Here is a 19685-nt window from a genome sequence, read left to right as displayed (position 1 = left end):
TACGTATGCACATCTTCAGCGCTCACGACGACGACATGGTCTTCGAGGAGCCGTACAACGTCAGCGGGCGGCGGATCTTCCCCTGGCCCGACGCGGTGGCCGAGCCCGGCTGGGGCGGCGCCTGGGTCGATGTCGCGCCCGGCGCCACCTCCACACCGCACCACCACGACGAGAACGAGATGTTCTTCATCGTCGAGGGCAGCGGGGTGATGCGGATCGGCGAGGAGCGGCAGCGGGTGCGGGCCGGGGAGACCGTCTTCATCACCCCGTTCCAGGACCACGACCTCACCAACGACGGGGACACCAAGCTGCGGTTCGTCACCATCTGGTGGGGCGGCGCCGACGCGGTGGCGCGCGAACGCGCCAAGTGGGCCGCCGAGTTCGGGATCGACGAGAGCGCCGGGGTGGCCGGAGCATGAGCCCCATCGTCCACGCGCACGCCGACGCGGTCGTCGTCGGCGGCGGGGTGATCGGCGCGGCCATCGCCCATCAGCTGGCGCTCGCCGGGATCGGCCGGATCGTCCTGTGCGACCAGGGCCGGGTCAACGCCCAGGGCGCCACCTCCCGCTCCGGCGGCCTGCTGCGGCTGCACCACACCGCACGCGCCGACACCCGTCTCGCCGCCCGCAGCCTGCCCGTCTTCGAGCAGTGGTCCGACGTCATCGGCGGGGACTGCGGCTACCGCCGTACCGGCTTCGTGATGATCGTCGGCGAGGAGCACGCGGCGGACCTGCGCTTGAACGCGGCCGCCGCGACCGAGGCCGCGGGCTACCGCCGGGTCGAGGTCATCGAACCCGCCGAGCTGAAGGAGCTGTACCCGGGGCTGCGGACCGAGGGCGTGGCGCTCGCCGCGTACGAACCGGAGGGCGGCTACGCCGACCCGATGGCCGCCTCCGCCTCGCTGCTCACCGCCGCCTACCGGCTCGGCGTCTCGCCCTCCGAGGGCATCCGGGCGCTGAAGGTCCTGGAGCACGCGGGCACGGTGACCGGGGTGCTCACCTCCATCGGCCGCATCGACGCGCCCCTGGTGGTGCTCGCCGGGGGCGCCTGGGGCTCGGCGCCCGCCGAGTACCTCGGCATCCACATCCCCGTCACCGCCCGCCGTATCGGCCTGGCCCAGGCCGAACTGCCCGGCGCCGGGCGGCGCGGCGCGGCCGCCTCCGTACCGACCTGCATCGACGACACCACCGGCAGCTACTTCCGGCCGGACGGCCTGGACCGCTTCTACTTCGGCGTCCCCAGCAAGCCGGACACCGAACTCGGCCGCGATGTCGAGCCGTTGACCGAGGCCGAGCTGGAGTCCGCTCTGCATGCCATCGCGGACCGGGTCCCGGCGGCGGCCACCGCGCCGCTCGCGGGCACCCGCTCCGGCCTCGACGGCTACACCCCCGACAAGCGCCCGGTGGTCGGCGCGGCCGGCCCCGACGGCCTCTACCTGGCACTCGGCTTCAGCGGCGGCGGCTTCAAGCTCGCGCCCGCCGTCGCCGAACTCGCCGCCAAGGAGATCGTCGAGGGCGGGGCCGTCCCCGGCAAGGCGGTCCAGGAGCTCCTGGAGCCCTACCGCCCGCAGCGGTTCCTCGCGGGCCGCCCGATCCGCCCGGAGGCGCCGTATGACCACATGTGACAAGCGCCGGATACGGGCGGTGCTCGCCGAGGACGTGGCGACCGTCCTCGCCAAGGACCCGGCGGCCCGCTCGCGCGCCGAGGTGCTGCTCTACCCGCACATCCACGCCCTGTGGACGTACCGGATCGCGCACCGGCTGTGGAACCGGGGCCACCGCGTCTCCGCCCGCGCCCTGTCGCTGCTGGCCCGCGCGGTCTCCGGGATCGAGATCCACCCGGGCGCGCGGATCGGCCGCCGGTTCTTCGTCGACCACGGTACGGCCGTGGTCATCGGTGAGACCGTGCGCATCGGCGACGACGTGATGCTCTACCACCAGGTCACGCTCGGCTCGGTCGGCTGGTGGAAGGACCTGCGCCGCCCGTCCGGGGCGCGCCGCCACCCGGTGATCGGCGACCGCGTGGTCATCGGCACCGGCGCCAGCGTCCTCGGCCCGGTCACCGTCGGCGCCGACTCCCGCATCGGCGCGCACTCGGTCGTCCTCGACGACCTGCCGCCGCGCAGCCGCGTGGTCGCGGCGACCTCGTACGCGCTCCCGCCCCTGGAAACCACCCTCTTCTCCGACTTCTCCGAAGGAACCCCCACCTCATGACCTCGTACGTAGTCACCAGCGCCCCGCCGAATCCCAACGGCGACCTCCACCTCGGCCATCTGTCCGGCCCCTTCCTCGGCGCCGACGTCCTCACCCGCCATCTGCGCCAGGCCGGCCACGACGTCCACTACGTCGGCTACTCCGACGAGCACTCCTGCTATGTCCCGCGCCGCGCCGCCGAGATCGACTCGACCGCGTACCGCACGGCGAAACTCTTCGGCGACCGCATGGAGGAGACGCTGTCGCTGGGCGCGATGCACCACGACTGGTTCACCCGCCCGCTCACCGACGAGACCCACACGGCCTTCGTGCAGCGCTTCTTCCTCGAACTGTGGGAGTCGGGCGCCCTTGAGGTCCAGGAGCTCCCGGTCTTCCACTGCGAGGACTGCTCGCGCTACTTGTACGAGGCGGAGGTGCGGGGCGAGTGCCAGTTCTGCGCCGAGCCGTCGGACGGCGTGTACTGCGAGGCGTGCGGCCTGCCGCAGGACCCGGCGGGGTTGGCGGCCCCGAAGTGCACGGCGTGCTGGACCACTCCGCGTACGACCACGCTCCGCCGGATCGTCTTCCCCCTGGAGAACTACCGCGAGCGGCTGGAGGGCTATTACGCCTCGGCGCAGGCGAAGGCGGAGTGGCGGCCGAGGCTGCGGGCGTATCTGGACGGCCTGTTCGAGCGCGAGCTGCCCGCGACCCCGATCAGCCGCGAGGCGACGTACGGCGTCCCGGTGCCGCTGCCGGGTTGGGAGGGGCACATCCTCGACACCTGGTTCAGCGGGATCTGGGGGTACGCGGCGGCGACGGCGAGGCTGACGGCGTCGGGGGGCGACGAGGGGCAGTGGGAGCGCCTGTGGACCGACCCGTCCACCCAGCTGATCAACTTCATCGGCTTCGACTGCTCGTTCTCGCACGCGGTGCTGTGGCCGGCGCTGCTGCTGGCGCAGGGTGAACTGACGCTGCCGTCCCAGGTGGTGATCAACGAGTTCTACCGCCTGGAGGGCGACAAGTTCTCCACCAGCCGGGGCCACGCGATCTGGGGCGGCGAGTTCCTGCGCCGCGTCAACGCGGACGCGCTCCGCTTCCACCTGTGCCTGACCGGTCCCGAGCGGGAGCAGAACAACTTCTCCATGAAGGAGTTCGCGGACACGGTGAGCACGGTCCTTGCGGGCGGCATCGAGCGCTGGACGGATACGGTGCTCGACCTGCTGGCGCAGGACTTCGGCTCGACGGTTCCGGCCGGGGGCGCCGACGCGCTCAGGGCCGAACGCGACGCCCTCCCGGTCGAGATCGCGGCCGCCCTGGGCGCGGAGGCGTTCTCGCCGCAGCGGGCGGCGGCGGCGATCGCCACGGTCGTGGACCGGGCGACGGACGACCTGCGGGAGCTGGCGCTGCTGCGCGCCTCGGCCCCGCGCGAGCAGTACGCGTCCCGGCTCGCCGCACACGCGGAGCTCTTGGCGGCGGTCGCGGTTTCGGCGGCGCCGCTGATGCCGGGCTGGTCGGCGTTCCTGGCGGGCCACCTGAGCCTGCCGGTGAACCAGGCGACCCGGATGCCCGAATGGGCGCTGCTGGAGGGCGAATTGCTGCCTGAGGGTACGGAGGTGCCGGGGTCGGTGCCGCTGTTCTTCCACGAGCTGTCGTGACGGTGGTCGGTCCGGCGCGGGCCGCGGTGACGGGTTCTCCGGCTGCGACGCGGACGCTGGGGGCGGTGCTCGGGCTCGGCGTGCTGCTGCTGCCCGAGGCGCTGGGGCGGGTGCCGCCGGTGACCGGGCTGGTGCTCGCGGTGGTACTGGCCGGGTGGTGCGTGCTGGTGGCGCGGGCGGGCGGTACGTCTGCGGGTGGTCCGGTCGCGTTCGTACGGACCCGGCTCGGCGCCGGTCCAGCGCGTGCGATGAACGCCCTGTACTTCGCGGGGATCGCGACCGGCCAGGCGGCGGTAGCGCTTGGCGCGGGGCGGTTCGTGGGGCGTGAGCCGTATGTGGTGGCGGTGGCGGTGCTGGCGGTGGGGGCGGTGTGGACGCCGCCGGGGGTGGTGGGCCGGGTGCGGTTGTGGCTGGTGCTGGGGGTGGCGGGGGTGTGGTGCCTCTCGGGCGGGCCCGCCAACTCATCGTCTGCGACGGCTGGTTGGTCTGCTGCGGTGGTGGCGGTGCCGTTGTTGTTCGGGTGGGTGGGGTTGGAGGGGGTGGTGGGTACGCGGCTGGGGGGCGCGCTGGGTGCGGTCGCCGTCGCGGCGGTGTTGTACGCCGTCGTGTTGCATCCGCCCGGGCGTCTCCTGCCCGTACCCCCCGGGCTCGGTGCCATGTCTGCCGTTCTGTGTCTGCTCTATTGCTGCACCAATCTGCGGGCGACTGGGGCTCGTTGGGCTGAGCTCAGCGGGCGGCGGGCCAGCCGGGTGCCGGGTGCGGTGGTCGCCCTGGGTGCGCTCGCCACGGGGCTCCCTTTGCCGGTTCTGCTGCTGGGCCCTGGCTTGGCCACGGCGGCCATTTTCCTTCTCGTAGCTTTCTCAACTCTCGTTAGGAGTTCACGCTCATGACCGTTTCCAAGGTGCTGCGCATCCCGCCCGCCGACCCGGCCGTCGCCGCCGCCCACTTCCATCGTCGCTTCACGTTCGAGGCCGACGTCGCCGATGTCCACGCGGACGTCGAGAGCGGTGCGGGCGGGTTCGTCCTCGTCGACAGCCGGAGTGCCGAGGCGTGGGCGCAGGGGCACATTCCGGGGGCCGTGCATGTGCCCACCGATGACGTCGTGGCCGGGGTCTTGCCGGCGGGGAGTGTGGTTGTCACGTACTGCTGGGGGCCGGGGTGCAATGGGGCTACCCGGGCCGCGTACGCCTTCGCTTCTCTCGGGTATCAGGTGAAGGAGATGCTGGGCGGGTTCGAGTACTGGTCGCGGGAGGGGTTCGCGGTCGAGGACGTCGACGGGGTGCGGCGCGGGGCCCCGGATCCGCTGACTGCGCCTGTGGCGGCCGGTGCGGTCTGCGGCTGCTGAGGGTTCTTTCCCCACCCCGCCCCTTCCCGAAAGCCCTGGGCGGGCGGCCGGGGTCTTCGGCTGCGGACCATGCTGGGTTGCTCGCGCAGTTCCCCGCGCCCCTAGGTAGTTAGGGGCGCGGGGAACTGCGCGGCAAGCCCCCGCCGGCCCGCAGACGAACACGAGCCCGGCCGGTTACAACAGGCCGTGTTCCGCTGCTCGTTGGCCCAGTTGGAAACGGCTCTGCGCGTTCAGTTTCTCCATCAGCTCGGAGATCAGGCGGCGCTCGCTGCGCAGGGAGATGCCCAGGCGGCGGGCCGCGGCCTCGTCCGTGTAGCCCTGGGCCAGGAGACGAAGTAGCTCGCGTGGCTGCGAGCCGGGGTCGTCCAGGCTACGGCGGGGCGGCTCCCCGAACGGCGTCGCCGTCTCCCACACCGCGTCGAACAGCGCGCAGAATGCGGCCACGGCACCCGGCTCCCGCAGCAACACCGCCCCCTGCGTGGAGTCGGCCGGATCGATCGGCACCATCGCCGACTCCCGGTCGCTGATGTACATCCGCATCGGCAGCGCGGGCACCGTACGTACGCCACCGCCCCGTTCCGTGAGCCACCGCGCGTGCTCGAAGCTCGCGGGGTCGTTGCGGATGGAGTCGAGGTAGAGCGTACGGATGCGGACCCCCCGGTCGAGCAGCTCCTGCGACAGCGGCTCGCTCGCCTTGTACGAGGCGGGACTCTGCGCGCCGCCCGGCATGAACGCGACGGACTCGCGCCGGGTGCGCGAACTCAGCTCCGTGAGTTTGGCCCGGACCGCGTCGAGGCCCTGGAAACGTTCGGCCTCGTGCGTCTCACGGGCCGGATGGAGTTCGGCGTACTGCGAGAGCAGCGCGCTCGCGGCCGCCTGGCTCTCGGCGAGTGCGCGGTGGCGCTGGGCGATCTCGGCCTGCTGATGCGCGAGGAGCGAGTCGAGCGCGGCCTTCGGATGCACCGCCCGCAACTGCCCGTCGGCCCGCCAGGACGGGGCGAGGAGTGAGAGGCGGGTCAACTCCTCCAGATCGCCGCGGACTTCGTCCTCGGGCCTACCGAGGGTGTCCACCACCCCCGGAACCCCCAGTTCCGGCTGTCTGAGAATCAGCCGGTACAGCGTGTCGGAACGTTCGGTCAGCCCAAGTGGGACGAGCACGGTTTTCCCCCCGGTCGCGAGTTGGAGCGGCTCGCACGTGGAGCGGACCGACAACGCTGGCGGCGGGGAAGAGGCGCCGTGAAGACATGGCGCCCGTGCGGCCTCCCCAAAGGGCGATCTTGTGTCGAGTGGATTGTGTAGACCACTCGCCGCCTGCGCAAACACCGTCCATTACGCGGACAGGCATGGTCATGACCATGCGTCACCGTCGCCGCTGACGAGGCTGTGGGGTGGCTGTGCGGAGGGTGCGGAAGCCCTGGTCGTACGCCCTGGCACGGTCGTGTCAGAGCGTTTTGTGCCAGCCGAATTCGACGACACGGGGGGTGCGGGCTCGGCACGATGGTGCTCGCCGGAAGGGAAAGAAACCGGCCAACTGCCAGTCATCCCGACGAAAGCGATATGAGGCCCCGAATGCGCCGCAAGGTCGTCACCCAGCTCGTCACGGTCACCGCCGCCGCCCTGCTCGCCCTGTGCGGCGGCGCCGCGTTCGCGGCCACCCCGGCCTCCGCCGCCGTCGCGGCCCCGGCCGCTCCGAGCGAGCCCGGCTGGGACGCGACGGTCGCCTGACCCCGTGGTCCGTCCGCGGACCGTGCGGGGCTGATCGCGCAGTTCCCCGCGCCCCTTGGCCCCCACCCCGCCCCTTCCCGAAACTCTCCGAGGGATCTGGTCGGGTGCGGACCGTGCTGGGTTGCTCGCGCCCACGCGGCGGAGCCGCACATGTCACAGCCCCGCGCCCCTCAATGCGCCCGAAGGGCGCTCCTAGGGGCGCGGGGAACTGCGCGACCAGCCCCCGCCGGCCCGCAGCCGACCGACAACCGCCGGAGGCTTTCGGGAAGGGGTGGGGTGGGGGAAGCTGCGCGATCAGCCCAGCACGGTCCGCAGCCGAACCGCCTCCGCCAGAGTCCGCACTACTACGGGCACCGCATCCCGCCGATGCTCGCGATGCACAACGAACCGCACCCACCCGTCATCCAACGGCAACACCCGAACACCCCCCTCCCCGAGCCGCCGCATCAACTCGACGGCCGAGACACCCCGCACCCGCACAGTCACGATGTTCGTGCGACACGAAGGCTCCGCGACCTCCACCCCGGGCACCGACGCGAGCCCCCGGGCCAAGGCGGCGGCCAAAGCATGGTCCTCGGCCAGCCGGGACACCCCCGACAACCCCGAAAGCGCGGCAGCCGCCAGCACCCCCGACTGATGCATGGTCCCGCCGAGTTGGAGCCGCAACGACCTCGCCTGGTCCACGAACGACGCCGACGCGCCAAGGAGCGACCCCGCCGGCGCACCCAGCCCCTTGGCCAGGCAGAACGTGACGCTGTCCGCAGGCGCCGCCAGCTTCTCGACCGGCAGGCCGAGCGCGACGGCGGCGTTCGCGAGCCGGGCGCCGTCCAGATGGACATGCGCGCCGTACGACCGGGCGAGCCCGGCCAGCCGGTCCAGGACCGCGAGCTCCAGCGCGTTGCCCGTATGCAGCATGCAGGTGTTCTCCAGGGACACGACCTGCGGCCGACCGGCGCGAGCGCCCGACCTCAGCGCCGCCTCCAGCGCGTCCGCGTCGGGCGCACCGTCGTCGCCCTGCACCAGCGGGACCAGGTCGACGCGCGCGAACCGCCGCATCCCCACGTCCTCCATGCGCGCCACATGCGTATGCGCACCGGTGAGCAGCCGCGTGCCGGGGTCCGGCGCCGCCGCCAGCACCGCGACCAGATTCGTCATCGTGCTGCTCGGCAGGAACAGCGCCGCCTCCTTCCCGAGCAGCCGCGCCCCCGCCTCCTCAAGCCGCAGCACGCAAGGGTCGTCCCCGTACGCGTCGTCCCCCACCTCGGCCCCGGCCATCGCGGCCCGCATCGCCGCGTCGGGGACGGTCCGGGTGTCGCTGCGGAAGTCCAAAAGGACAGTCACCCCGGACCCCCCGACCCCACCCCGTGCGCGATCCACACCGCCCGCGTATGCGTGTACTGCTCCACCGCGTGCACCCCCAGCTCCCGCCCGTACCCGCTCTGCCCCAGGCCCCCCACGCTGATGTGCTCGTCCGTGTCGCCCCAGGTGTTGAACCAGAGCATCCCGGCCCGCAGCCGGTGCGCGAACCGTTCGACCCGGCCCGCGTCCGCCGTCCACAGCGACGCCGACAGGCCGTACTCGGTGTCGTGCGCGAGGCTCAGTGCCTGTTCCTCCGTACGGAACGAGCGCACCGCGAGCACCGGGCCGAACAGTTCCTCGCGCCAGGCCCGCAGCGAGTCCGGCACCTCGTCGAGGACGACCGGGTTGACGTAGTTGCCGCCGCTCAGCGGGGCGTCGAGGTCCGGGCGCACGTCCTTCTCGCCGGGCGGGAACAGGGCCTGCACGCCCTCGGTCACCGCCTCCAGGACCGCCGAGGTGATCCGCTCCACGGCCTCCCGGGTGATCAGCGGGCCCAGTTCGGTGCGCGGGTCGTCGGTCGGGCCGAGGGGGCGCGCGGCCGCCCGCGCGGCGACGGCTCGTACGAAGTCGTCGTGCACGCTCTCGTGGACGATCAGACGGGACGCGCCGACGCACATCTGGCCCGAGTTGCCGGTGAACGCCTCGACCGCCGAGGCCGCGGCGGCATCGAGGTCGGCGTCCGGGAAGACGACCAGGGGGTTCTTGCCGCCGAGTTCGAGCGAGACGCGTTTGACCGTGCGCCCGCAGTTGGCGGCCACGACGCGGCCCGCCTCCGTGGAGCCGGTGAAGGAGACGGCCGCGACCTCGGGGAGCTGGCACAGCATCCGGCCCACCTCGGCGCCGCCGTACACCGCGCTCAGCACATGCGCGGGCAGCGCCTCGCGGCCGAGCTCGACGAGCAGCCGTACGCTCAGAGGGGTCTGCGGGGCCGGTTTGACGACGACCGTGTTGCCGTACGCGAGCGCGCCGCCCACCTTCCAAGCCGCCATCAGCAACGGGTAGTTGGACGGCACGATCGCCGCGCACACCCCGAGCGGCACCCGGTCGGTGTACGCGCGTGTGCCGGGGCCCGACGGATGGATCTCGCCCGCCGGCCGCAGCGCCTGCTCGGCGAACCAGCGCAGCGCGCGGACCGCGAAGTCCACCTCGCCGCCGATCCGCCCGACCGGCTTGCCCGCACCGCGCCGCTCCAGCTCGACGAAGTCGGCGCGCCGCCCGCGTACGAGATCGGCCAGCGCGTGCAGCCGCTGCGCGCGATCGCGGGGCCCGGCCCCCTGCCAGCCGTCGAAGGCCCCGGCCGCCAGGCGTACGGTCCGGGCGCACTCCACGGCCGAGCTGTCGGGAAGGTGTGCGTACACCTCACCGGTCGCCGGGTCGGTCAACTCCCGTCCTTTGCCGATCATATGACCGCCCCCTCACCCGTCAGCGGCGCGGCGGCGAGCACCGCCCGTACGCACGCGAGCGCGAACTCCTTGTCCAGGCCCGTCCGCGCGCTGGTGAGCAGCCTGCCCTCGACCCCGGCGGCCTCGTCGTGCCACATCGCGTCGAACGGGCCGACCTCGTCGTCCACGTACGCGAGATACAGCGTGCGGCCGTCGAAGGAGATCTCCTTGGCCCGGCCCGGGTGTTTCTCGCGCTGCGGCGGGAACGGCATCCGGCCGCCGCCCGGGCGCTGGAGTACGAGCCGCAGCTCGTCGCCGTCGCCGGAGGTGTAGATCACCTCCAGTTCACGGGAGCCGTCGGCGTCCGCGAAGACGGCCGCGCTGTCGCACGCGAAGCCGCCGAGGGAGGCCGGAAGGCGCTGCGCCGCGAGGAAGGCCGCGAGCTCCGCCGTGGGCACCCAGTCGCCCTCGTGCGGCCGGGTGCGGCGGTGGAAGGTGAACAGGCCGGTCGGGACCGACACCATCTCCACGTCCCGGTGCCGCGCCCAGTAGCTGAGCCCGCTGAACGGCGTACGCACCACCCGCGCGGGCACCTCCGCGACGGCGGGCCGCAGCGCCCGGTACAGCCCGACCAGCTCCTCGCCGCTGAACTCGCCCTCCAATACGGACAGTTCGACGGTCGTCCGCAGCATCCGCGCCGACGCCGCCGCATGCCCCAGGTAGTCCGTGCCGAGCCACACCACCCGGCCCGAGCCGATCGGGAAGTGCCGGGTCTCGCTGCCCCACAGGGCCGGGTGGTCGGCCGCCGGGAACGCCCAGTCGTACAGGAACTGCTTGAGCCGCAGGCTGCGGCCCGGGCCGCTGATCTCGGTGCGGAACGCGGCCGGATTGGCGGCCGACCAGGGAGAGCGGCCCGCCTCCGGGCCGGTGCGCCCGGGCGGCGCCTCCTTGCGCAGGGTGCCGACGGCCGTGTCGCACCCCTCGGGCAGCGCGGAGGGGTGCCACAGCGTGAAGTTGCACCACTCCTGGGCCCCTTGGGGCGTGAGGTGCGGCGGCACGTCCTCCAGGGCGGCCGCGTCGGGCGCGGTGCGCCAGTGCCAGAGTTCGGTGGAGGCCATGGGGTTCTGTCCTACTTCCCTGTGAGCGTGGTTCGGGTGAGCCAGGCTGCGCTGGACGCGAGGTACATGAGCTCGCCGGTGCCGAGCGCCGCGCGCAGCGCCTGAGGCGGCTGCGGCAGCCCGAAGGGCATGCCCTGCTCGTCCGCGAGACTCCGCAGCGCCTCGCGGTACGACGGGTCGGACGGGGCCGGGAACCCCTGTTTGCGGCGCCGCACGACGGACGGCGGCAGCAGCCCGCTCAGCGCCTCCTTCAGGAGGTCCTTGTGGTCGCCGGGCCGCCCCGTGCTCTTCAGATGCTCCGGGCAGCGGAAGGCGAGCTCGGCGAGCGTCACGTCCTGGAAGACGGGCCGGTCCTCCAGCGTGTACGTGGACGACGTCAGGTCGACCATGTCGTTCACGTACACCAGGAAGCGGCGCATCAGATGGTGGCGGCCGCGTTTGACCGGGTCGAGGGTGTCGAGCGCCCGGTACTCGCGCAGCACCCGTTCCCACACCCGCTCCCTGATCTCGGCCATGTCCACGTCGAGCCCGGCCGCCATCCACTCCACCAGTTCGCCCCACACCGGCCGCTCGTCCGGGTAGAGGCGGTGGGTGAGGTAGTGGCGGCCGTGCAGATGCGTGGGGGCGTCGGGGGCGACCACGGGGAAGTAACCGCCGTCCTGGTAGCCCCACATCTCGTCGGCCCCGTGGCCCGAGTAGACGACGACCTGCCCCTCGGCGGCGATCCGCTCGTACAGCTGGTACATCGCGAGCTCGGCGCCGTGCAGCATTGGCCGCGTCAGCCGCCCGGCGACCTCGGGGATCAGTTTCACCGCGTCGCGCCGGGACAACTCGACGACGGTGAGCGGCACTTGATGCTCGTGAGCCACCGTCCGCGCGTGCTCGACATCGCTGCCCGACCCGCCGACGCCGTCCTCGTACTGGAGGACGTACGGGCGTAACTCCACGCCCTGCGTATGCAGCGCCGCGAAGATCGCCGAGCTGTCGACGCCGCCGCTGAGCACGGCCGCCCGGGGGACATCGGCGGCGGTCCGCAGCGCGGCGGCGCGGTCGAAGGCGGCGCGGATCTCCTCGGCGCCGACCGGCTCGTCGGACGGAGTGGGCTGCCAGTAGCGCCCGGTCCGCACCCGCCCGCCCTCGGCGGTCAGGTATTCGGCGGGCTGGAGCGCGTCGATGCCGGTCAGCCAGGTCCGTTCGTCCGCCGCGTCCATCCGCACCCAGGAGCGCAGTACGAACTCGGTACGGTCCACCTCCGGCGCGATCAGCCCGGTGGCCAGCAGCGCCTGCGGCTCGGAGGCGAAGAGCAGTCCGCCCGCCACCCGGCAGTACACCAGCGGCTTGACCCCGAAGTGGTCGCGGGCCAGCGTGGTGCGGCCGGTGCGCGCGTCGTACCAGGCCAGCGCGAACATCCCGTCCAGCGACGCGAGTACGGGCCCGGCGTCCTCGGCCCCGCTCACCTGCTGCAACACGAACTCCGTGTCGCAGTGCGTGCGCCGGGGCCACGGCTCGGGCAGCGGGGCGCGGGACGCGTACACCTCGCCGTTGGAGACCAGCGTGACCCGGCCGTCAGGCGAAGACATCGGCTGGTCCCCGGCGGCCGACCGGTCCCGCACGGCGAGCCGCACACACGCGAGCATCACCGTGGCGTCCGGCGAGATCCACGGCTCGGCCGCCGACTCGCCCCGGTGGTGCAGCGCGTCCGTCATGGCCGCGCCGAGCGCCCCGAGCCAGGGCCGCTCGCGCGGGCCGTCCAGGCTGATGAAGCCCGCGATCCCGCACATTCAGTCCCCCTGTCCCGCGCTGCCCCACACCCGGCCGAGCAGGGCGAGCGAGGTCAGGAAGCGGTGCTCGATGCCGTGGTGGCCGCCGTCGTGCTCCTGGTACTCGTGCGCGATGCCGCGCTCCTGCCAGACCGCGTGCAGCGCCCGGGCGCCCCAGTGCATGTGGTAGTCGTCGCGCAATCCGGTGTCGAGGTAGAGCAGCCGCAGCGCCTTCAACCGACCGATGTGCGCTGCTGAAGTGCGTACGGGGTCGTGGCGCAGCCAGCGGTCCCACACCTCCGGGCGGAACACTCCCGTGCGCGGGTCGCAGGGCAGGGCCTCGGCGGGCGTGGTGCCGGGCTTGTCGGCGTAACACATGCCCATGGCGAGGATGCTCATGGCGACCATGAACGGGGTGTCGTGCGGCCCCGGCTCCCTTTGTCCCAGCAGCCGTTCGATGCTGCCCGCCGCCTCCACCGTGTCCAGTACGCCCGGAAGCAGCGGCAGATAGCTGTGCTCGAACCCGGCGTCCGGGGTGTGCGCGAGCACCGCCCCGAACAGCCCGGTCTCCATCGCCGCCACCACGGCCCCGTATCCCCCGCTCGACTTCCCGCCCACCGCACGCCACTGCGGCTCGGCCAGGGTCGGGAACCGCCGGTCGACCTCGTCCACCACCTCGCCCAGATACGTGAGGTAGCGGCCGCAGGCGGGCGAATCCAGGTACTGCGAGCCGCCGTACGCCGTGGTCGCGTCCGGGACCGCGATCAGCGCGGCCGGGATCTCGCCGCGCGCCATCGCCCGGTGGATGCGGTCCGCCGGCGCCTCGCCGAACGCCAGTGGACGCCCGGTCAGCGTCGGGTTGGCGCCGAAGCCGGGCAGCCAGTGGACGACGGGATAGCGCCGCGACTCGTCGTATCCGGGCGGCAGCAGCACTTCGATGCGCCGCTCGTACGGATCCCCGAGCGGGTTGCCGCGCAGCGCGGCACTGGTGTGCTCGACCAGGACGCGCGTCCCGAGCTGTTCCGTCATGCGCGACCGGCCTGTTGGCTCAGTGCGCGGTCGACCTGGCGCGTGTAGTACGCCGGGTGGTGGAAGACGGCGGAGAGCAGATTGCTGTTGCTCGCCCACAGCCCGTACGAGCTGCCGAAGAGCAACTCGGCGTCCAGGAGCGCCTGGAGGGTGCTCGCGGCGATCTCGGTGTAGCCGTTGTCCTGGCTGAGGTGGTCGCGGGCCGGGCCCGCGCCGAGGTGGCTGATGCGGCCGCTGACGGGTTCGAGGAGGTACGCGTGGGTGGAGCCGTTGTCGTCGTGGAGCGAGATGGTGTGGGTGGCGCCGCTGTCGAGCGCCCGGTACCAGAAGTCGGTGCCGACGATCCGCTCCATGACCTCGGTGAGCAGGCGATGCGAGGGGCGGGTCTGGCGGCCGGTGCGGTCGCGCTCGGGGTCGAAGGCGGGGACCTCGGCGTCCGGGTCGAGGGTGACCTCGGCGTACACGGCCTCGAAGTCGTAACCACCGGGGATCTGCGGCCCGTTGCGCAGTTCGGCCTTGCCGCCGGCGACCTCCAGGATCTGGCCGGGCCCCCACAGCAGCCCCTCACGGCCGAGCTCGTCCAGCCGGGACAGGGCTTCCCACGGGGTGAACGGGAAGATCGTGCGGTTGCACCAGTCGTAGTCCTGCTCGCCGTCGCCGCTGACCTTCCAGCCGAAGGAGGAGGGGACGGTGACGGCCGCGTTCAGGGTGGACACGTACCGGTCGAAGTTGGCGACGGCTCGGGCCCGTACCGCGTCCGGGTCGGTCAGCGGCCTGCGCTCGGTGAGGACGCCGGGCGGCGAGACGCTGTGCGCGGGCACGAAGGCCACGTCGATGGGGCGCACATCGGGCTGCTCGAAGTAGCGGACGGTCGACTCGTGCAGGATCGAGTCGCCGCAGAGCATCACCACCGCCTCCTCGGTCTCGATCAGGACGCTCATCTCGGGGAACGGCACATTGGAGACGAAGGTCCGCACGACGACATCGCCGAGGTGGAGGGTGTCGCCCGGGGTGACCGGCGTGAGCCGCTCGAAGCCCAGCCTGCGAAGGGTCCAGGGAATGGCCTGATGGCCCAGGCCCGACGCGGTGAAGCGGGGCGGGACCTGCCCGACGGGGAAGACGCACTCGGTCTCGGCGGCCCGGTGCGGGCTGTCGTCGAAGTCGACCTCGCCGTCCTCCGACAGCCTTGTCAGGGACGGGAAATGGTGGTGGTCGAAGTGGTGGTGGCTGAAGACGATGTGGTCGACGCCGCCGTCCAGGACCTTCTCAAGACCGTCGGGCAGGGCCGGGTGGTGCTCCCAGAACCGGTCGAGGCGCTGGGTGAGCCAGGGGTCCACGAGGATGCGCCGCTCATCGGTCTCGATGAGCACGGCGGCGTGGCCGAGGGAGGTGAGCCGCATGGTTCCGCCTTTCACTCCGCCTCGTACACACAGCGGAAGCCGACCTCGTTGTGCAGATCGGTGATCAGGTCCTTGCCCCGGTAGAACGTGGTCAGACAGGCGACGGGCGAGGTCCAGGTGCCGCCGCGCAGCACATGGAAGGCGTCCTTGCGGTTCATGAACTCCATCGGGTGGCGGCCCTTGAAGAAGGGGTCCATGTCGTCGCCGGTGTAGAAGTTGGTCCTGGTCAACTCCCATACGTTGCCCGACATCTGAAGCACTCCGTACGGGCTCGCGCCGCCGGGGAGGCTGTCGGAGGGGAGGACGGGGTGTGCGGGGTTGTCGTCATGGGTAGTGGTGACCAACAGCGCTTCCAACTCGTCCAGGTCGGCCACCTGCCGCCCGTAGGAGCGCTCGACATAATTCACCCGCTCCGGATCCCAGGTGTTCCCCCAGGGGTAGGTCCGGCCGTCCGTTCCGCGCGCCGCCTTCTCCCATTGCAGCTCGCTCGGCAGCGAGCCGCCCGCCCAATTGGCGAACGCCCAGGCGTCGTACCAGTCGATGCCCACCTGCGGCATTTCCGGTGCGTTGAACCGGGGGTCGTGGCCGTGTGCCGGACGGTGATTTCTGCCGTCCTCGGGCTGGTCCGGGTGGTCGAACACCCCGCTTTCCCCGGCCTCTTCGAGGAACTCGGCGTAGCGGGCGTTGGTGACGGTGGTCCGGTCTATGAGGTAGGCGGGGAGGTCGACGGCCCGTAACGGATTGTCGTCCTGTGTCATACGGAAAGGTCCGCTCTGCGCGGAGGCGGTTCCGGCGAGAAAAGGACCGGCGGGGACGAGAATCGCGTCCTCGGTCCGGCGAGGGCGCTCTCCATGTGCCTTGATACGGGCCCGCATATCCGTGAAGTACTCGTCCTCAAGACGCCGCAGCTCCGCCGGGTCCCGGGTGCCGAAAATGGTGAGCAGCGCCCGCTTGGTGAACGCGGCTCCGCAGCCCACCGGTTTACGGGAGAAGTCCTCGCGGGCGAAATTGCTGGGCCAGCCGGATATCCGTATGAGGTCGGGCACGGCGGCCCGTATCCGGTGGTCGGTGATCACCTTGAGGGAGGTGAAGGCGACCCAGTCGACCGGGTCGTGGGTGCCGCCGGCGACCGCGGCGGCCGCCGCCGGATCCTCCCGGTGGTGCACCGCGAGCAGCCTGATCGCCGCGGCCCTGACCGGCCACTCCGGATGCTGGACAGCCAGGCCGACCAGCAGCGGAACGCCCTTGGGGTCCCGGCCGCGACGGTCGGCGAGGTCCACCACGGACTGGACGGACTCCCAGTACCGGGTGTCGTCGGACCCGTCCACCTTCAAGAACTCGGGCGGCAGTTCCACGGTCGTGGCGGGCAGATTGCCGACCATCGGATCGTTCCCTCCTCGGCTGAGAGGGCCGCCCGCGCTGGAAGGGCGCGGGCGGCCTTTTATCGTCTTGATCGCGTCGCTAAGAGGGAACTACCACTTCGTGGTGTCCTGCTCGTTGTCGCGCGTTCCCATGAAGTCCTTTTCCGACATCAGAATCAGCCTCCTTCCACATAGGAAATGACAAGACTGCCGACCGCGGCCGGACAGCAACCGCTTGCCGACCCAAATCATGTTCCGTCGCTCGTGGTGGTCCGTCAACAGCTCGATCTTCAATTGAGCGCGGACGGGGCCGATTTGGTCGCCTTGACAGTGCCGGACATCGGGGGTCGATCAAGGGTCCTGCTGTTCGCGACGGTTTTGGATTGACTCCGTCCGGGGAATTGACAAGCCAAGACCTGGCCAGAAACCACCTGTTGCACAGATCACAGATAAAAAGTTCAATCATCCCTGTCGAAAATGCCGGAACCTGGGTTACCGTTCGGCGCGTGGATTCCTTGCGGTTCGCAGTGTTACGCCAGGAGATTGCCTTCTCGCTTCCCTACACGTACGCCCGAGGTCATGACCTCACGTGTACGGTCGTACGCGTCGAGTTGCGCGACGGCGAGCATGTCGGGCGCGGTGAAGGGGCGCCCTTCGAGAGCTTCTTCGAGGTTTCGGCGGAGGAAACCGTCGCCGAACTCGAAGCGGTGGGGCCGCTGGTCGAGAGCGGCGCGAGTGACCGTGGTGAGCTGCTGTCGAGACTGGGCCGGGGTGCCGCGCGCAACGCGCTCGACGCGGCCCTGTGGGACCTGGCGGCCAAGAAGGCCGACGCGCCCGTGTGGCGGCTGCTCGGCATCCCGGCGCCCCAGCCGCTCCAGATCATGACGACCATCTCCCTTGCAGATCCGGCCCAGTTGGATCAGGAGATCGCCGAGAGCCGTTCCGCGCACGTCCTCAAGCTCAAGCTCGGCTCCCCGGACGCCGACGACGACGTACACCGTCTGGAGAAGCTGCGCGCCGCCCGGCCGGACGCGCGCGTGGTCGTCGACGTCAACGGCGGCTGGGACTTGGACACTCTGCGCACGATGCTTCCGCTGCTGGTCAAGCACCGCGTCCGCATGATCGAGCAGCCGGTCGGCGACGCGGATGAACCCGGCCTGCGCGGCCTGCGCCGCACCATCCCGGTCGTCGCGGACGAGTCCTTCGAGACCGAGGACGACCTGGAGCGGGTGCGCGGCCTGTACGACGGGGTCAATGTGAAGCTCGACAAATGCGGCGGCCTCACGGCGGCCCTGCGCATCATCGGCCGCGCCCGCCAGGAGGGCCTGCGCATCATGGTCGGCTGCCTGCCCGGCAGTTCGCTCTCCGCCGCCGTCGGCTTCCACGCGGCCCAACTGGCCGAGTTCGTCGACCTGGACGGCCATCTGCGGCTGGTCGACGACATCGAGCCGAGGATGAGGGCGAAGGACGGCTGGTTGCAGCCGCCGGCACGGGAGTTGTGGGGGTGAGATCCGGTGCTTCGGGGGTAGCTTCGCGACCATGACTATCGCAGCGGCGCGCACGCTTGAAGAGCGGATCCGGGACACGCGGAAGCGGTTGGAGGACGACGTCGATACGTGGGTGTCGACGGCATCCTTGACGGGGACCCCGTACCTGGTCCCGCTCTCCTTCCTCTGGGACGGCACGAGTGTCGTCATCTCGACGGTACGCACATCGCCGACCAGCAAGAACCTGCTGGCGGGCGGCCATGTGCGGCTGGCGTTCGGTGCGACGCGGGACGTGATCCTGGTCGAGGGCGCGGCCGAACCGATCGAAGAGGGCTCGCTTGACGAGAAGTTGGCGGACGCCTTCGCCGCGAAGACGGGGTTCGATCCGCGCGAGGAGAACGAGCCGTATCAGTACTTCCGCATCCGCCCCCGCCGCGTCCAGGCGTGGCGGGAGGTCAATGAACTGGCGGGCCGGACGCTGATGAAGGACGGCGAGTGGTTGGCGGCGGAGCCGCGGTAGCAGTCCCGACAGAGGGAGATCCGATGCCGGTTCAGACGATGAACGAGCGGGTGGCGGTCGTGGTGGACGGCCACTCCACCGGCGCGCTGCTGGCCCCGGCCTTCACGGCGTACGGGATCGGCTCGGTGCATGTGGAGAACAGGGCCGAGCGCTCCGAGGCGCATCTGCGGACGTTCGCGCCGGAGACGTACCGGGCGCGTTACGCGTACGAGGGTGACTGGGCGGCGCTGCTTTCGGAGTTGCGCCGCCACCAGGTGGGTTGGGTGATCGCGGGCACGGACTCGGGTGTGGCCCTGGCCGACCGCCTCGCCGCCGCGCTGGGCGTCACGCGGCACAACGACCCCGCGACCGCGGCGGCCCGCCGCGACAAACTGGAGATGCAGCGCGCGCTGGCGGCGGCCGGGGTGCCCACGGCGTGGCACGCGGCGGTGACGTCGGCGGCCGAGGCCCGGGAGGCGGCGCGGCGGCACGGTTCGGGCCCGGTGATCGTCAAGCCGCTGCGCAGCGGGGGTACGGACGGGGTGATGTTCTGCGCGGATCCGGACGAGACGGCCGGGGCGGCGGGGAAGCTGCTGGGCAGCGAGTCGATCTACGGCGAGCGGAACGATTCCGTACTGGTCCAGGAGTATCTCCAGGGTGACGAGTACATGGTCAACTGCGTGAGCGCGGGCGGCTGCCACACCGTCCTTGAGGTGTGGCGGTCGGTGAAGACGGTGGTGGGGTCGTCACCGGTGTACGACTACACGGAGCTGGTGGATCCGGGGTCGGTGGAGGACATCACCGCGTACGTGGGCGCGTCCCTGACCGCCGTAGGCATCGAGTGGGGCCCGTCCCACACGGAGGTGATCGGCACCCCCGCCGGCCCCCGCCTGGTGGAGACGGCCGCGCGCCCGCAGGGCACCGCCGACCTCTCCGCGATCACCCGGGCGACCGGGCGCAACCCGGTGGCGGAGGCGGTGCACGCGTTGATCGACCCGGACCTGTACGCGAGGGGCGGCCCGCCCGCGCCGCCGCTCCAGCGGGTGGCTCGCGGTGTCAGCTTCATCTGCCCGAGGGGTGGGCGTCTCCGTCGCGACCTGGACTGGAGCCCGCTGCACACCCTCCCGTCCTTCCACAGCCTGCTGGCTCCGGCCCCGAAGGCGGGCGAGTACATCCCCCGCACCACGGACCTCTTCACACGCCCGGGCGCGGTGTATCTGATCCACACGGACGCGGCGGTGGTGGCGAGGGACCACGAGACGATCCGGCGGTGGGAGAGGGAGGGTTTCTACGACATAGAGGAGGACGCGGACAAGGCGTAAGGAGCGGTTCCCGAACGCCGTGCGACTGTTGCGAACACTGTGCGGACTCCG

At 71.6% G+C, this 19685-nt stretch carries 18 protein-coding genes; 10 read left to right on the top strand and 8 right to left on the bottom strand.

Annotated features, from left to right (window positions below; genetic code table 11):
- Positions 1–5 precede the first annotated feature (5 nt).
- From ACT1U9_RS14795 to ACT1U9_RS14770, 6 genes are read left to right on the top strand one after another with little or no spacing between them, the layout of a single operon-like run.
- The gene (locus ACT1U9_RS14795) at positions 6–419 is read left to right on the top strand and encodes a cupin domain-containing protein (RefSeq protein ID WP_444538753.1); all 414 of its coding nucleotides are present in this window, start codon (positions 6–8) and stop codon (positions 417–419) included.
- A complete protein-coding gene (locus tag ACT1U9_RS14790; protein ID WP_444538752.1) occupies positions 416–1624 on the top strand; it encodes an NAD(P)/FAD-dependent oxidoreductase in 1209 nt (402 codons plus the stop codon). The genes ACT1U9_RS14795 and ACT1U9_RS14790 overlap by 4 nt, the downstream gene beginning before the upstream one ends.
- A complete protein-coding gene (gene epsC, locus ACT1U9_RS14785; protein ID WP_188274969.1) occupies positions 1611–2213 on the top strand; it encodes a serine O-acetyltransferase EpsC in 603 nt (200 codons plus the stop codon). Before ACT1U9_RS14790 ends, epsC begins: the two co-directional genes overlap by 14 nt.
- Positions 2210–3847: a class I tRNA ligase family protein gene (locus ACT1U9_RS14780; RefSeq protein ID WP_444538751.1), complete on the top strand. Its 1638-nt coding sequence runs from the start codon at positions 2210–2212 to the stop codon at positions 3845–3847. The genes epsC and ACT1U9_RS14780 overlap by 4 nt, the downstream gene beginning before the upstream one ends.
- 26 nt (positions 3848–3873) lie before the next feature.
- On the top strand, positions 3874–4737 hold the full coding sequence (locus tag ACT1U9_RS14775) for a hypothetical protein (RefSeq protein ID WP_444538750.1): 864 nt from the start codon (positions 3874–3876) through the stop codon (positions 4735–4737).
- Positions 4734–5192: a rhodanese-like domain-containing protein gene (locus ACT1U9_RS14770; RefSeq protein ID WP_444538749.1), complete on the top strand. Its 459-nt coding sequence runs from the start codon at positions 4734–4736 to the stop codon at positions 5190–5192. The genes ACT1U9_RS14775 and ACT1U9_RS14770 overlap by 4 nt, the downstream gene beginning before the upstream one ends.
- A gap of 174 nt (positions 5193–5366) precedes the next feature.
- On the opposite strand, the gene ACT1U9_RS14765 is transcribed toward ACT1U9_RS14770, so the two are convergent.
- Positions 5367–6350 (bottom strand): helix-turn-helix transcriptional regulator, encoded by a 984-nt coding sequence (locus ACT1U9_RS14765; RefSeq protein ID WP_444538748.1) that lies wholly within the window; start codon positions 6348–6350, stop codon positions 5367–5369.
- A 411-nt stretch (positions 6351–6761) separates the two neighbouring features.
- On the opposite strand from ACT1U9_RS14765, the gene ACT1U9_RS14760 reads away from it, so the two are divergent.
- Positions 6762–6917 (top strand): hypothetical protein, encoded by a 156-nt coding sequence (locus tag ACT1U9_RS14760; protein ID WP_444538747.1) that lies wholly within the window; start codon positions 6762–6764, stop codon positions 6915–6917.
- Positions 6918–7211: 294 nt separating this feature from the next.
- Here ACT1U9_RS14760 and ACT1U9_RS14755 read toward each other — a convergent pair whose 3' ends face one another.
- Genes ACT1U9_RS14755 through ACT1U9_RS14725 form a run of 7 tightly spaced genes read right to left on the bottom strand, consistent with a single transcriptional unit; the run spans position 7212 to position 16347 of the window.
- Entirely contained in the window at positions 7212–8258 is a 1047-nt protein-coding gene (locus tag ACT1U9_RS14755; RefSeq protein WP_444538746.1) for a threonine aldolase family protein, read from the bottom strand.
- Positions 8255–9679, bottom strand: a complete 1425-nt coding sequence (locus ACT1U9_RS14750) for an aldehyde dehydrogenase family protein (protein ID WP_444538745.1) — start codon at positions 9677–9679, stop codon at positions 8255–8257. The genes ACT1U9_RS14755 and ACT1U9_RS14750 overlap by 4 nt, the downstream gene beginning before the upstream one ends.
- A complete protein-coding gene (locus ACT1U9_RS14745; RefSeq protein ID WP_444538744.1) occupies positions 9676–10776 on the bottom strand; it encodes a hypothetical protein in 1101 nt (366 codons plus the stop codon). The genes ACT1U9_RS14750 and ACT1U9_RS14745 overlap by 4 nt, the downstream gene beginning before the upstream one ends.
- A gap of 11 nt (positions 10777–10787) precedes the next feature.
- The gene (locus ACT1U9_RS14740) at positions 10788–12557 is read right to left on the bottom strand and encodes an asparagine synthetase B family protein (RefSeq protein ID WP_444538743.1); all 1770 of its coding nucleotides are present in this window, start codon (positions 12555–12557) and stop codon (positions 10788–10790) included.
- Positions 12558–13565: an alpha/beta hydrolase-fold protein gene (locus tag ACT1U9_RS14735; protein ID WP_444538742.1), complete on the bottom strand. Its 1008-nt coding sequence runs from the start codon at positions 13563–13565 to the stop codon at positions 12558–12560.
- Positions 13562–14965, bottom strand: coding sequence for an MBL fold metallo-hydrolase (locus ACT1U9_RS14730; RefSeq protein ID WP_444538741.1), 1404 nt, complete (start codon positions 14963–14965; stop codon positions 13562–13564). Before ACT1U9_RS14730 ends, ACT1U9_RS14735 begins: the two co-directional genes overlap by 4 nt.
- A gap of 11 nt (positions 14966–14976) precedes the next feature.
- Positions 14977–16347, bottom strand: coding sequence for a formylglycine-generating enzyme family protein (locus ACT1U9_RS14725; protein WP_444538740.1), 1371 nt, complete (start codon positions 16345–16347; stop codon positions 14977–14979).
- A gap of 485 nt (positions 16348–16832) precedes the next feature.
- On the opposite strand from ACT1U9_RS14725, the gene ACT1U9_RS14720 reads away from it, so the two are divergent.
- The 3 genes from ACT1U9_RS14720 to ACT1U9_RS14710 are packed head-to-tail and all read left to right on the top strand — an operon-like array spanning position 16833 to position 19634.
- Positions 16833–17834: a dipeptide epimerase gene (locus ACT1U9_RS14720; protein WP_444538739.1), complete on the top strand. Its 1002-nt coding sequence runs from the start codon at positions 16833–16835 to the stop codon at positions 17832–17834.
- Between the two features lie 31 nt (positions 17835–17865).
- Positions 17866–18333 (top strand): pyridoxamine 5'-phosphate oxidase family protein, encoded by a 468-nt coding sequence (locus tag ACT1U9_RS14715; RefSeq protein WP_444538738.1) that lies wholly within the window; start codon positions 17866–17868, stop codon positions 18331–18333.
- Between the two features lie 23 nt (positions 18334–18356).
- Positions 18357–19634, top strand: a complete 1278-nt coding sequence (locus tag ACT1U9_RS14710) for an ATP-grasp domain-containing protein (protein ID WP_444538737.1) — start codon at positions 18357–18359, stop codon at positions 19632–19634.
- The last annotated feature ends 51 nt before the right edge of the window (positions 19635–19685 follow it).

This window comes from Streptomyces sp. BR1 (assembly GCF_052373795.1).
Taxonomy (GTDB): domain Bacteria; phylum Actinomycetota; class Actinomycetes; order Streptomycetales; family Streptomycetaceae; genus Streptomyces.
Note: the sequence above shows the minus strand (reverse complement) of the source record. Positions and strands in the feature narration are given on the sequence as shown.